Raw genomic sequence first — 13705 nt, 5'->3', positions numbered from 1 at the left:
TATCGTATCACGATATAATTTAAGAAAGTTGAATTTTTATTGAAAGATTGTGCGGGGGGGGAACCAAGAGCAGGATGCCGCCTCCCTGCCCCCGGCGCAACGCTGGCACCATTCCATCATTCCATTTAGAATCCTCTGTCCCGCGGCAATTCCGGACAGATGACGGAGGCGACCTCTTGATTGCGCGTTATACCCGGCCCGAAATGGGTCGGATCTGGAGCGAAGATAATCGGTTCCGTACCTGGCTTACCGTGGAGGTAGCAGCCACGGAAACCCTGGCCGATGCCGGTCTTGTCCCCAAAGACGCCGCCCGCGCCATTCGTGAGCGTGCCGATTTCAATCTCGACCGTATCCACGCCATTGAGGCCGAGGTCCGCCACGATGTGATTGCTTTCACCACCGCGGTCGCGGAGATCGTTGGGCCCGAAGCTCGCTGGTTCCACTACGGTCTGACCTCAAACGACGTCGTGGACACCGCTCAGGCGTTGCTCATCGGCCAAGCCTCAAGAATCATCGCCCAGGATTTGGCCGCGCTCGCCGCGGTGCTCAAGCGCCGCGCTTTTGAGTTCAAAGACACGCCTATGGTCGGACGCACCCATGGGGTCCACGCCGAACCGATCACCTTTGGCCTCAAGCTCGCGAACTGGTATTCCGAGGTGACGCGTGACATTGCTCGCTTTGAGCGCGCAGCAGAAGAGATGCGCGTCGGCAAGTTCTCTGGCGCAGTCGGCACCTTCGCCCATCTCAGCCCGGAGCTAGAGGAAAAAATTTGTGAGCGGCTTGGATTGCAGGCTGCCGCGATTTCGTCCCAGGTCATTCAGCGTGACCGCCACGCCAACTACATGGCCACCCTGGCGGTGATCGCCTCCACGCTCGATAAAATCGCGACCGAAGTGCGCCATCTGCAGCGCACTGAAGTCCGGGAGGCGGAGGAATTTTTCAGCCCCAAGCAAAAGGGCTCTTCCGCGATGCCGCACAAACGTAATCCTGTGACTTGCGAACAAATCAGCGGGCTGGCGCGCGTGGTTCGCTCCAATGCTCAGGCGGCCTTTGAGAATGTTCCACTCTGGCACGAGCGCGACATCTCGCACTCCTCGGTGGAGCGCATCATCATTCCCGATTCCACCATCCTGACCGATTACCTGCTGGCCAAGACCACCCATCTGATTGACACGTTGCTTGTCTATCCCGAACGCATGCTCGCCAACCTGGAGAGTTCCGGAGGACTGGTGTTCAGCGGGCAATTGTTATTGGACTTGGTGGAGCACGGCGTTTCACGTGAGGACGCGTACCTCATGGTGCAGCGTCATGCTATGCAAGCCTGGCAAGAGGGTCTCAACTTTCGCGAACTGGTGATGAAAGATAAGAGCATCACCAGCCGCGTGCCACGCAATCAGATCGAGCGCGCTTTCGACCTCAAGCGCCAGCTCCGCAATGTTGACAAGATTTTCGCGCGCGTATTTCCGGAAGCCGCAACCTCGAAGAAAACTGCAAAAACCAAGCGCCGCGCCTGAGACTCCTCAGCAAACTCCCAATTCCGCAGCCTGGCTCATGGCCAACACCACGGTTTGTGCCATGCGCTGGATCACCGCCACATCGCCTTCATCGAAGGCAAATGGCTGGGTGGCAAATACTTCGACGATGCCAATGGTCTCGCGCTCGTACTGAATGGGGGCCGCGATAATTGAGCGAATTCCCAGGCGGCGGCAGCTCGCCGCGTCCACCCGGGGATCGCTGTCGGTATCGTCGCAACGCAAGCTGCGCCCCGTCCGCACGCACTCTCCCGAAAAACCTGAGTTCACATCCAGCAACGATCCCAATGCCGGCGCGGTCGCTCCTGCGTTGGCCCGGCAGATCATGCGGTTCTTATAGGAGAGCGCAACCGCCGCACCGGTACCACGCGTCAGCGCGCGGGCGCGTTCCACAATCAGGCGCAGCGCCGCGTTCAGGTCCGACCCGAGCGACGCGAATTCGTACTGTACCGTCGCGGAGGCAGGCGACTGCTCGCGATTGCCGGCCCCAAAATCGGGTTCAAGGGTGAGTGCCATAGGCTCGTCCCGCAAATCTTTAGCGTCGGACGGCATTGCCCCGGGTGCTTCCATCGAGAATTTCGGCGCCTTACGGCTCGGTCGGGCAGCATTCGCGGTGAGCCATTGCTTGAGCCGTTCCTGCGCATCTTTTGGCAGTTCAGAGAAGCGCACGCCGGCACGTCCAAAGGCGTCCGCCCACGCGATATAGCCCGTGGTTTCCAGATTGGTAATGGGCTCAGGCAGGTTCAGGTTCAAACCAACCCGGCGCTTTGATTTAACCGGTGCCGAGGTTTGCATGGACATTCCCTGTTCGCTCAAGTCCAGGATCATGCCGCCTGTCACGCCATCGAAGCTGGCGAATGCTGGGGCGTGCACCCGTTGCCGCACCCAGCGCCTGCGTTCTGGCATCTGCTCCGCGCCTGCCACAAGTCTCCTTACCCGTTCCCAGGGATTCAAATTCATAAGTCGGCCAGCACTAAGGCAGAATCCTCCGCGGCATCTGAGGATTGCGTATCGTTCATCCGCAAACGTTCACTTTCGCTGCGCACAATCGCTACCGCAGTGCAGAATTTTTGTTTTTCGGAGTCTCGCTTCTGGCGTACCGGACGGCAGTGGCACACGAACCGCACACCCGGGGAGCGCAGTGTCGCCGGAAATAAGAACACCAGCTCCAGCCGCGACTGCCATGGAATATCTGTTTCGGTGGCGAAACACAGCCCATCCGGCGAGGCGTTCTCCACCGTCGCGGTGGTCTCGCGCGGGCCATGGTCCCAGTACTTCACTGTGGCCGGCTCATCCACTGCGAACCGCTCCATGCGGCGACGCTCGTGCTGCGCGCGTGCAGTTGAGGCCGCATTCTCTTTGGGTTGGAGCATGCGCTTCTCCTTTGCCTGGGCCCTGGCACAATTCTGCTTCTCCCGTGATTTTGAGAGGAAAAAATAACGCCGGGAAGTGCTTTAGCGGGTTCCCCGGAATCTGGGGAGACAAGTCAGCAAGCTTAAATTCAGCTCGCCTTTTTTGTGGAACTGCTGAAATCAACCGCGGTGGTGTTGCCACCGCACACCAGAATCCCAACTTTTTCGCCGCGCTCTGGCGGATATTTGCCGGAGAGGACGGCTGCGAAAGCCGCGGCGCCTCCGGGCTCGGCGACTACTCGCAGCACATTCCATAGTGCCGCCTGAGCTGCCTGGATCGCCTCGTCAGGCACCAACAGAACATGGTTCACACATCTCTGCGCCAGGGGAAACATCAACTCGCCCACGCGCTTGGGAGCCAGCGAATCGGCGGCGATCCCTCCGGCTGGAGAGTCCACCGGATGGCCTGCTTCCAACGCCCGAGCCAGCGTCGGCGACAGTTCCGGCTCGACGCCTACAACCTTTACCGCGCCTCCATACCAGGCGGCAATTCCCCCGATCAGCCCGCCGCCACCCACCGCTACCAGCAGCGAATCCAATTCCGGATACTGTTCCTCGAACTCCAATCCCACGCTGCCCTGTCCCAGCAGCGTCTCCACCTGATCGTAGGCGTGCACCTCGAGCGCGCCCGACTTCTTCGCCCACTCCTGGCTCGCGGCCAGGGCATCAGCATAGCGCTCGCCGGTGATCACCAACTCCGCTCCATACCCGCGAATCCGTTCCATCTTCGACGGCGAACAAACCGTTGGCACAAAGATGCGCGCCGGCTTTCCCAGCTGCCTTGCCACATACGCCACCGCCGCGCCGTGATTGCCACCCGATGCTGCCACCACGCCTGCCGCGGGAACGTCGCGCATCAGTATGTTGGCAAAGGCGCCGCGCGGCTTAAACGAGCCCGAATGCTGCAGCAACTCCAGCTTCAAAATCAGCTTGACGCCGGCAATACCAAATTCCGCGCCATCCACCTCAACGATCGGTGTCCGCCGGACGTACGGCCGGATCAACTGATACGTGCTGGCGATCGTCTTCCGATTGACCGCGATCTCGGCTGTGGTTCCGGTTTGCATGCTGAGAATCAGCTCGCCTGGCTGGCTGGGCTGGGAACCGCAACGGTTACCCCCGGCAAAAAGACAGAGAAGCAGGTGCCGCTATGTCCCTCGCGGGTGCTGCTGCGCATCCTGATGTCGCCTCCGTGCTTGCCTACAATGCCGCGCGTGATCCAAAGTCCGATGCCCGTTCCCTTCTCTCCTTTAGTAGTAAAGAAAGGCTGAAAGAGCTTCGCCCGGTTTTCCGCCGGCACGCCCACACCGTCATCGGCCACGGATACCCGAATTCCCCGCTTCTCAGGATTCCGCCAGTCGCAGCCTTGCGCTACCCGCACCGTCACCACTCCGCCCTGGCGGACCGCCTCCAGCGCATTTCTCACCAGATTTGAGAACACCTGCCGCAACTCGCCGGGAAAGCCTTGGATCTCGCCGCGAAAGTCATAGTGCCTCACAACCCGGATGTCGTCGAAGCGGATATTCCGTTCGTAAAGCGCCAGCACGCTGTCCAGCACTTCAGACACATTCACCCCGACAGCGCTAGGCGCCTCGCGGTAAAAGGTGAGTGTGTTCTTGGTGATCTGGCCAATACGCCTGAGCTCTTCGCGCGCCGTGCTTAACAGTTCCTTGGCGCGAGGTGTGGTGTTCGCATCCCGCAGCAGCAGGTGAAGGATGCCACCAATCGCTTCCAGCGGATTATTGATTTCGTGGGCGATGGTCGCCGCCAGCCGCCCCACGCTGGCCAGCTTCTCGCTCCCTTGTAATGCCTCTTCCGCCCGCCTGCGCTCGGTGATATCGCGCTGCGTACCCCAGGCGCGGAGCAGTTTCCCGTTCTCCACCACGCCCACCAGGTTGTTCAGAAAGTAGTGAGTGTTGCCGTCCCGGTCCCGCTCAAACGACTCCGCCTCGCTCAGCCGATATCCGGAGCGAATGAACGCCCGCAGATACTCCACATTGCGCGGATCGGAGCGCACCAGGAAGTCGCCCACTCGGGCGCCCCGCAGTTCGGCAGCGCTGTTGAACCCATACATACGCGCCAGCGCCTCATTACATTCAGAGAGGTAGGCGTAGCGGTAAAACCTTTCTATCTGTTCGTCTTCGGATATATCTGTCGGCAGCGGCTGCTCGCCTTCAAAGCACCAGATGCCCTCGGAACTGTTTTGGATGAACGCGCCGTAGCGCTCTTCACTGCGGCCCAGCCGGGTTTCTGCCCGCGACCTTCTTCGCGCGATGCTGGCAATCACTATTGAAGCCCCCAAAAACCACGCCAGCCCGATCAAATCTGCTCTACGGAACGACCACCCTAGTCGCGGCGGAAAAACATAGACATCCAGGCTGACCGCCGACAGCACCGTCGCCAGCAACGCCGGGCCGGCGCCTCCGAACCAGGCCGCCCCCGCCACCGCCAGCAGGAAAGCCGGCGTCTCCGCCGAAGGCCGCAGCGGCGCCAGCAGCATGGTGACGCCCAGGGCAGCGCCACTCAGCGCCACTGCCGCGCCATAACGCACGTACCACAGTAGCTGTTCAGGGATGGCAAGCAGGGGAGTTCTGGATGGGGTAGCCATTCTTTGGTTCTGCCGCCTACCTATATTGTGCCCTCAGCCTGAGGAAACGCAACTGGGTTTGCTTTTGTTTACTTTTGAATTGTCATTTTGAGCGCAGCGAAGGACCTGCTTTTGGTCGGTCGCGGGAGGGCGTTTCCTAACGAGTAAACTTTGATGCGCTGCGCGCCCACTCCTCCCCCCGGCCGCTCTTTGGAATCAGAGATTTAGCGAGAAATTCCGGCCAGATCTTTGGGTTTTCGGGAGTTATAGGCAAGATCTAGAAAACGTGGAGGTTGCGCCTCAGAATTTGGATATCAAAGAGCAACGGCGGGGGCCGTTCCGAAAACGGAATTGGTACGAGCAGTGTGACGAAGTGCACGGGATATTTGTAAAGGAAAAAGGCTGTGAGTAGGATGGGACGGCGCAAACAGGCGATTCGCAATTACCGGATGCCCCAGTCATCCTGAGCGAGTGGCGACGAAACAAAAGCGCCACGAGCGTGAGCACCTTGCATTTGCGGGCCCTTCCCACAGCGGCTGAAGCCGGTGATCTTTTGCCGCAATTGGCGCGGCTGAAGCCGCGCCCTTCCACGGTAGTGCGAGGGTTTTCGTGGGTCGCGCTGGAAGGCGCGCCCATTCAAAACCACACCGCATCCGACCTGTGATCGCGTAAACCGGAAGTGAGCGAGGCGAGCTCACAATAGTGCGAGGGTTTCCGTGGGTCGCGCTGGAAGGCGCGCCCATTCAAACCACACCGCATCCGACCTGTGATCGCGTAAACCGGAAGTGAGCGAGGCGAGCCCATCGGTAGCGCGAGGGTTTCCGTGGGTCGCGCTGGAAGGCGCGCCCATTCAAAACCACACCGCATCCGACCTGTGATCGCGAAACCGGAAGTGAGCGAGGCGAGCCCATCGGGCAATTGAAAGCTGCTCACAGCCGATTGATCAACGTCGCAACGTAGCCTGCGCCGAAGCCGTTGTCGATGTTGACGACGCTGACGTTGGACGCGCAGGAGTTCATCATGCCGAGCAGCGCGGCCAGTCCTCGAAATGAAGCACCGTAGCCAACGCTGGTGGGGACGGCGATCACGGGCACGCCCACCAGGCCGCCGACCACGCTGGGCAGCGCGCCCTCCATGCCGGCGCAGACGATCAGCACACGCGCGCTGGTGAGTGTGCGGCGATGGGCCAGCAGGCGGTGAATACCGGCGACGCCGACATCGTAGAGATGCTCGACGTCGTTGCCCATGATCTCGGCGGTGGTGACCGCCTCTTCGGCGACAGGAATGTCGCTGGTGCCGGCGGAGATGACGGCGATGGTGCCCTTGCCGTACTTTTTTTTGTCGCGGCGCAGGATGGCGGCGCGGGCCAGCGGGCGGTACTCGGCGGCGCGTGTCTTCTTCTTGATGGCGGCGAATTGTTGCTCGTCGATGCGGGTGGCGAGCACGTTGGTTTTTTGGCGGGCCAGCCGGGAGAAAATTTCAGCGACTTGGCGCGAAGTTTTGCCTTCGCCCAGGATGACTTCAGGCATACCGACGCGCAGCAGGCGATGGTGGTCCACCTTGGCGAAGTCGAGGTCTTCGAAGGGAAGATGCCGGAGGCGCTGGACGGCGTCGTCGGGAGAGAGGCGGCCGCGGCGCACCTGATCGAAAAGTTTGAGGAGGGCAGCGGAGGTCATGCGATGGTTAGGGTAACAGAGGGGATAGTTGCAAGTTTCCCCGAAGGATGAGGTAGCCCCGGGAGTACGACATAAAGAATAGTTGGTTGGTGCGCCCCTAAGGGGCTAGATCGCTGCCTTTTTCTTTCTTGAGCCGTGAATCTTTCGCACCACGGCAAAGTATGTTTCCGGCGCGCTGCCCAGGCGGTCAAGCTTGCGCATGAAGAGTGACCGCAGAAAACGCTTGCTGATGCGGCCCGCGAGGTAGGCGTCGTAAAGCTCGGTGCCCATCATGTAGCCGAGCCGGCGGGTGACGTACTCGAATTTTGCTCCGGTGGCGCGCACGCCTTCCTGCACCAGAGCCGGAAGGTCCAGGTAGCGGCGGGGCGCGGTCTCGTAGTCTTTATGCATCACCAGAAAATCAATGGTGCGCATGTATTCGGCGTAGCTGTAGATGGTCTTCTCTTCAATCTCGGCGGGCGACTGTGTGTACAGCGCGTACAGGTCGGACTCGCGCACCGGCGGCCGCGCCGGATACAGAATGCGCGAACCAAAGTATCCCAGCGCCTGCTCAAGCACGCGAGTGTAAAAACGATCTTTGGGATCTACTCTGTGGGAATCTGCTTTGGATTCCACAAAACGATGGCCGTTGCCGTTCGAGTTGATGTCATTGTTGCCGTTCCAGCGTCGCACCGAGCCGCGGCAGGCGTGATGCAGAAAGCGGGTGGCCTCCTCAGCGACATGCATCATCTGGAACTCGCGCACGTAAAGCGAGTTCACGCCCGGCAGATAAACCGTGCCGTATTCTTCCAGGCGAGCGCGGATGGACCTGCGGTCAGGCTCGCCAGCGATCTTGCGCTGCAAAATACGCGAGAGCCGTTCATCTTCGCGGCAGCAGACTTCCGGCAGCAGGTCAACCAGGAACTTGGGCTGGCGACCGTTGTGCGAGGAGCAGCTGTTCATATTAAGGAAGTGCGCCAGACTGTCAATCAGGTTATAAACCGTGGGAGCAAAGTCGGGCGCGGCGGCGGACTCGCGCGTCCAGCGATCGAGGCAGAGGCGGTAGCTCTCGTATTTTTCCAGCGGGGTGGAGTTGAAGACGCACACCGCATCTTCGTTCACTCGGACCGCCTCGACACGCTCACGACGCTCGCCCGCGGCCTTCCAATAGAGCGGATCAATGTTCTGCAGCACGGTGAGCACGCGGTCTTTGGGCAGGCGTTGGGTGAGCAGTTCGGGAATGTGATTGGGGGCCAGATGCGATTCGCCGAACAGAACCAGGACCTGCGCGCCGGCGTAGCGCGAGCGCAGCTCGGCAATTTTTTCTACGGCGTGGCGATCTCGCGCTGCAATCTTGCGGAGATCGAGCCGCGGCAGGCAGTCCAGCCCGTAAACCGGAACATTTGCCGAACGCGCGCTCTGCAGCAGCTCGTAAAAGGGTTCCCACAGGTAGCCCCACTCGTAATCGAAGTGCAGGCGCTCGCGCAATTCGTCTTCATCAATTTCGCCGGCCGCCCACTCATCCAGAATGTGCTGGTCGCGCGCGAAGACGGTCTCCACTCCCAATATCAGCGGCCGCTTGCCGCCGGCGAGCTCCTCAACCAGGCGAGCAGCGTAATTCTGCGAAGCCGGAAGCGCATGGTAGTCGCCTAGCAGCAGCACGTCGGCGCTGCGAAATAGCGCCTGCAACTGCTCACGTGAGAGGACCGATTGATACGTTCTGAATGCTTCGTTGAAATCGCGAAGATACTTGCGGCGGCTATTGGGATCGGAGGCGCGGATTTCGCGCTCCACCTGCACCAAAGCTTGCAGTTGCGCGGCACTGCGACGCGATCGCAGGGTTGAAGTAGTAGCCATGCTTTCTTTTTAGGAGTGCTGTCCTTCGCAGCTGGCAGGGGACCGAAGCTGCGCGTCTTGACTTGCGGGACTCACACTCCCTATGCTGAGGTCTCCAGGGGGACCTCGGAAGACCTTCCTCCTGTTGGATGCCTCTTGCCCAACTCCGTGGCAGCCCAGAACCTTACGATTGCCACCACCGGCGCCAGCGGCTCCTTATTCTTAAGGCAACTGCTGCTGGCGGCCGAGCGCGACCCGCGAGTCAAAACCGTAAACTTTATTGCTTCCGATAACGCCCTGCGGGTCATGGCCGAGGAGATCGGAATTCGCGGCCGTAACCAGCTTGTAAATCAGCTACTTGGAAAAGCTTCCCGCAAAATTCAGCAGCACGCCAACGCCGATATCGGGGCCAACGTGGCTAGCGGTTCCTACCCCGCTGATGCCATGATCGTGCTCCCTTGTAGCGTGGGAACCCTCGCCAGAATCGCCAACGGTCTTGCCATCCACCTTATTGAGCGCGCGGCTGACGTCTGCCTGAAGGAGAAGCGCCCGCTGGTGCTCTGCGTACGCGAAACCCCGCTCAACAAGATCCACATCCGCAACATGTACCGGGCCGCGGACGCCGGAGCGACTATCTATCCGCTCATCCCTACTTTTTACAATCGGCCCAACGACTTCGAAGCTGTAGCGCGGCAGTTCGTCTGCCGTGTGCTGGCCCACATCGGCCTGCCTCAACCCGATGCGTACCAATGGAAAGGCTGAGCGAGACCTAAGTGTAGGTAGCGCGGAAGGACATTGGCAGATGTCAGGGGGACATGTACGCCGGGATAGCGTAGGGGCAGGCTGCCCGGGCGAGCTTCGTTCGCCAGCACAGCCGAGGGCGCCTGTGCCCGCGCTGGCTTCTGCTCCTGCTGCTCTGATCAGCGAAAATGAGAGCTCCTCATACTTCCAGACGTGTTAACACTCATTGTAGCCAGCAAACCTTTCCCTAAGGGTGCGAATCGAAAACTCAGTCCCTAGAATTTTGGCCATCCCCCACTTCGTCCAAATTGGAGGATAACCATGAAACTGTATAGACACTTTTCCGCTTCGATCATTGCACTGGGCTTTGCATTCTGCCTCTCGACGCTCAGTTTTGGTCAAGTCGGCGCAATGGCGATTTTCGATCAGTGGCTAGATAAGCATTCAGACGTCAAAGCTGATCTGACCAAAGACCCAAATAAGATCAACGATCCCGAATATCTGAAAAACCATCCCAACCTGAAAGCCTACCTGGATGCGCACCCTCAGACCAGGGACCAACTCCGCGCCAACCCCAGCGCTTTCATGCAGGCTGAAAAGGCGTATGAGAAGAATGAAGACTCAGCCGCTTCTTCACCCGCACCGAAGGATGACATCACCAAGAGCGAACTGCGCAATTGGAACGCGTACCTGGATAAGCATGAAGATGTGCGGAATGATTTAACCAAGGATCCCAACCTGATCAACGATCCAGCGTATCTACAGAAGCGCCCCCATCTGAGAGCTTTTCTGGAAGACCATCCCAACACGCGGCGCGAACTCAAAGAAAATCCCAAGCTGTTTATGAGTCGCGAGAACGCTTACGACAAGGCAGAAGACAAGAAGGGCAACGACAAAAAGTAACGTAGCCTGATTGGCTTTGTGCTAAATGAAAAGAGGCCGGACTTCGGCCTCTTTTTTTTTTTGCCTGCCAAATCCCTCATTCACGGAAGTGATACCCAGCCGAAGATCACTTGCATTCTGCAAGTGATATCTGATAACGTGTCGCACTTGGCAGGAAGTCCCAGTTTGAAACGTCGGTCCGGTTGTCCGGTAAGTATCTCGCTGGAGAGTTTTGGAGATCGCTGGTCGCTGCTGATCATCCGTGACCTCATGGTTCGGGGCTTTCGCACGTTCAAAGAGTTTCAGGAAGGCGGCGAAGGCATTGCCACGAACATCCTGGCTGACCGCCTTCATAAACTCGAAGCGGCAAAGATCATTACCGCGGAAGCCGAGCAGGCGGACGGGCGACGAATCAATTACCGGCTGACGGAGAAAGGCATTGACCTGGCCCCGGTCATTTTGGAGCTGCTCATTTGGGGCGCACGGCACGAGCAGACCGGAGCTTCATGTGCTCTGATCGCGAAAATGGCGAACAATCGCGAAGAAGTGCTGGCCGAAGTTCGCCGACGATGGCGAGAACGGGACCCTACGCCGCTGCTACCTAAGCTCGCGGGAGGCAGCATTACACATAATCTCGGACGTAAGCGACAGAATGCGTGACCGTCCCCATTTGCTTGCGTCTATAACGGGTTGTTATATTCCCAAGTTCTAAGGGCCAGTTGGGTTTTTTGAATATTTCTACGGAGGAAACGCAATGAAGAAAGTTTCACTGCTCTTAGGCACGTTACTATTTCTGGGCAGCATCGCATTCGGCCAGGCACTCACGCAAGCGGATCGCGAAAAGGCTGAGAAGTACCTGGAGAAAACTCGCGATGGCGTGGTTGACGCCACTGAGGGACTTTCAGAAGCTCAACTGAAATTTAAACCGGCGCCCGACCGCTGGTCGGTGGCGGAAACGCTCGAACACATCGCCCTGGCCGAAGATTTTCTCATGCAAAACATCGCCGAGAAGGTCATGAAAGCGCCTGCCGCCACCGCCAATCGCGACGTTACAAAAATTGACGCCATGGTGATTGCCATGATTCCGGACCGCAGCCACAAGGCACAAGCGCCGCCACAACTAGTGCCCACCGGGCGTTGGACTCCAGCCGAGACCCTCGACCATTTTCAGAAGAGCCGCGCCAAAACCATAGCGTTTTTGCAATCAACGCCGGACTTGAGAGCGCACGTGACCGACAGTCCGATTGGCCAGCAACTCGATCCATACGAGTGGCTGCTGTTCATTGCAGCGCATAGCGAACGCCACACCAAACAGATCGCGGAAGTAAAAGCGGATCCCAACTTTCCCAAGAATTAACATTGCAGCAAAATCGCCTGAGCGGCGCATCTGGAGGAAATTCATGCAAGCAGCAACCCAAATGGCTCCAGTTTCACAGAAGAAGCTGTGGGCGGGACGCATCATCAGCGCGCTACCGGCACTGTTGCTGATTTTCAGCGGCATCATGAAAATTATGCGGCCGCCTTCGGTCATGCAGGGATTCGCTCACGCTGGGATTCCGGAGAGCCATGCCATCCCGATTGGAATCCTCGAGATCTTCTGCGCGGTGGTGTACCTGATTCCGCGTACCACGGTTCTGGGAGCAATCCTCATGACCGCTTACCTCGGCGGCGCTACCGCTACTAACGTACGCGTGGGCGATTCGGCGACTGTGATCACGGTACTGCTTGGAGTGCTGGTCTGGATAGGATTGTACTTGCGGGATGAACGGCTGCGTCCGCTGCTTCCGCTCCGCAGTTGTCCGCCAATTCAGGCCAGAGAATTTCCGCAAAATTAATAAGCCAATAAAGAAGGAGTGAGTAATGAGTAAGGTACGGGTTCTAGTGGGCACACGCAAAGGCGCATTCATTCTTACGGCGGACGGCAAACGTCAAAAATGGGACGTGAGTGGCCCGCATTTTGCGGGCTGGGAGATGTACCACGTGAAGGGATCGCCCGCCGACCCCAATCGCATTTACGCATCGCAGACTAGTGGCTGGTTCGGGCAGATCATTCAGCGCTCCGATGATGGCGGCAAAACCTGGCATCAGCCCGGAACGCCGGCCGGTCAAGCGCCGACGCCCGGCCCGCCCCAGGCCGAAAGCAACAAGTTTGTTTACGACACTTCTCCTGAAACTGGTAAACCGCTCACCACGCACCAGTGGTATGACGGCACGCAGCATCCCTGGGAGTTCAAGCGGGTGTGGCATTTGGAGCCGTCGCTCAAAGATCCGGATACGGTTTACGCAGGAGTGGAAGATGCGGCGATTTTCCGCTCGACCGACGGCGGACAGAACTGGAAGGAACTTTCCGGACTGCGTGGCCATGGCACCGGCCCCAAGTGGCAGCCGGGAGCTGGTGGCATGTGCCTGCACACCATCATTCTGGATCCGAAAAATCCCAAGCGAATTTACATAGCCATCTCGGCTGCGGGCGCTTTCCGCACCGATGACGGCGGCAAGACCTGGAAGCCTATCAACCAGGGTCTGAGGTCGCAATACATTCCCGACCCCAAAGCCGAGGTCGGCCACTGTGTTCACCACGTGGCCATGCATCCTTCGCGGCCGGATGTCCTGTTCATGCAGAAACACTGGGACGTGATGCGCAGCGACAACGCCGGCGACTCTTGGAAAGAAGTCAGCGGAAATTTGCCGACTGACTTTGGCTTCGTGATTGACGTTCACGCGCACGAGCCTGAGACCATCTACGTGGTGCCGATCAAGAGCGATTCGGAGCACTTCGTGCACGAAGGCAAGCTGCGCGTGTTTCGCAGCCGCAGCGGCGGCAACGAGTGGGAGCCGCTCACCAAAGGCCTTCCTCAACGCGATTGCTACGTGAACGTGTTGCGCGACGCCATGGCCGTGGACTCGCTCGATTCCTGTGGCATATATTTTGGTACCACCGGCGGCCAGGTGTACGCATCCGCCGATGCCGGCGACAGTTGGAATCCCATTGTGCGCGATCTTCCGGCGGTGCTTTCGGTTGAGGTGCAGACGCTGGCATGATTCGCAGCGAAACGTGAG

Annotated in this window: 14 protein-coding genes; 8 read left to right on the top strand and 6 right to left on the bottom strand. The window is 59.0% G+C overall.

The window, feature by feature from the left end; genetic code table 11:
- Positions 1-176: 176 nt before the first annotated feature.
- The gene (gene purB / locus VFA76_02500; protein ID HZR30710.1) at positions 177-1514 is read left to right on the top strand and encodes an adenylosuccinate lyase; all 1338 of its coding nucleotides are present in this window, start codon (positions 177-179) and stop codon (positions 1512-1514) included.
- Between the two features lie 6 nt (positions 1515-1520).
- Here purB and VFA76_02495 read toward each other — a convergent pair whose 3' ends face one another.
- The 4 genes from VFA76_02495 to VFA76_02480 all read right to left on the bottom strand — a co-directional run bounded on the left by VFA76_02495 (position 1521) and on the right by VFA76_02480 (position 5552).
- The gene (locus tag VFA76_02495; protein HZR30709.1) at positions 1521-2438 is read right to left on the bottom strand and encodes a GAF domain-containing protein; all 918 of its coding nucleotides are present in this window, start codon (positions 2436-2438) and stop codon (positions 1521-1523) included.
- A gap of 50 nt (positions 2439-2488) precedes the next feature.
- A complete protein-coding gene (locus VFA76_02490; GenBank protein HZR30708.1) occupies positions 2489-2905 on the bottom strand; it encodes a hypothetical protein in 417 nt (138 codons plus the stop codon).
- Positions 2906-3033: 128 nt separating this feature from the next.
- On the bottom strand, positions 3034-4011 hold the full coding sequence (locus VFA76_02485; protein HZR30707.1) for a threonine/serine dehydratase: 978 nt from the start codon (positions 4009-4011) through the stop codon (positions 3034-3036).
- A gap of 8 nt (positions 4012-4019) precedes the next feature.
- Positions 4020-5552, bottom strand: a complete 1533-nt coding sequence (locus VFA76_02480) for an ATP-binding protein (GenBank protein HZR30706.1) — start codon at positions 5550-5552, stop codon at positions 4020-4022.
- A gap of 478 nt (positions 5553-6030) precedes the next feature.
- Here VFA76_02480 and VFA76_02475 point away from each other — a divergent pair, with 478 nt between their 5' ends.
- Complete coding sequence (locus VFA76_02475; protein ID HZR30705.1) at positions 6031-6195, top strand: hypothetical protein; 165 nt, start codon at positions 6031-6033, stop codon at positions 6193-6195.
- A 265-nt stretch (positions 6196-6460) separates the two neighbouring features.
- Here VFA76_02475 and larB read toward each other — a convergent pair whose 3' ends face one another.
- Positions 6461-7207: a nickel pincer cofactor biosynthesis protein LarB gene (larB, locus tag VFA76_02470; protein ID HZR30704.1), complete on the bottom strand. Its 747-nt coding sequence runs from the start codon at positions 7205-7207 to the stop codon at positions 6461-6463.
- 105 nt (positions 7208-7312) lie between these two features.
- Positions 7313-9043 (bottom strand): ChaN family lipoprotein, encoded by a 1731-nt coding sequence (locus tag VFA76_02465; GenBank protein ID HZR30703.1) that lies wholly within the window; start codon positions 9041-9043, stop codon positions 7313-7315.
- A 135-nt stretch (positions 9044-9178) separates the two neighbouring features.
- Here VFA76_02465 and VFA76_02460 point away from each other — a divergent pair, with 135 nt between their 5' ends.
- The 6 genes from VFA76_02460 to VFA76_02435 all read left to right on the top strand — a co-directional run bounded on the left by VFA76_02460 (position 9179) and on the right by VFA76_02435 (position 13687).
- Positions 9179-9784 (top strand): UbiX family flavin prenyltransferase, encoded by a 606-nt coding sequence (locus VFA76_02460; protein ID HZR30702.1) that lies wholly within the window; start codon positions 9179-9181, stop codon positions 9782-9784.
- A gap of 300 nt (positions 9785-10084) precedes the next feature.
- A complete protein-coding gene (locus VFA76_02455; GenBank protein ID HZR30701.1) occupies positions 10085-10666 on the top strand; it encodes a hypothetical protein in 582 nt (193 codons plus the stop codon).
- 165 nt (positions 10667-10831) lie between these two features.
- Positions 10832-11305 (top strand): helix-turn-helix domain-containing protein, encoded by a 474-nt coding sequence (locus tag VFA76_02450; protein HZR30700.1) that lies wholly within the window; start codon positions 10832-10834, stop codon positions 11303-11305.
- 94 nt (positions 11306-11399) lie between these two features.
- The gene (locus tag VFA76_02445) at positions 11400-12002 is read left to right on the top strand and encodes a DinB family protein (GenBank protein HZR30699.1); all 603 of its coding nucleotides are present in this window, start codon (positions 11400-11402) and stop codon (positions 12000-12002) included.
- 43 nt (positions 12003-12045) lie between these two features.
- On the top strand, positions 12046-12480 hold the full coding sequence (locus VFA76_02440; GenBank protein ID HZR30698.1) for a DoxX family protein: 435 nt from the start codon (positions 12046-12048) through the stop codon (positions 12478-12480).
- A 25-nt stretch (positions 12481-12505) separates the two neighbouring features.
- Positions 12506-13687: an exo-alpha-sialidase gene (locus tag VFA76_02435; protein HZR30697.1), complete on the top strand. Its 1182-nt coding sequence runs from the start codon at positions 12506-12508 to the stop codon at positions 13685-13687.
- The last annotated feature ends 18 nt before the right edge of the window (positions 13688-13705 follow it).

This window comes from Terriglobales bacterium (genome assembly GCA_035651655.1).
Lineage (GTDB): Bacteria > Acidobacteriota > Terriglobia > Terriglobales > Acidobacteriaceae > DASRFG01.
Note: the sequence above shows the minus strand (reverse complement) of the source record. Positions and strands in the feature narration are given on the sequence as shown.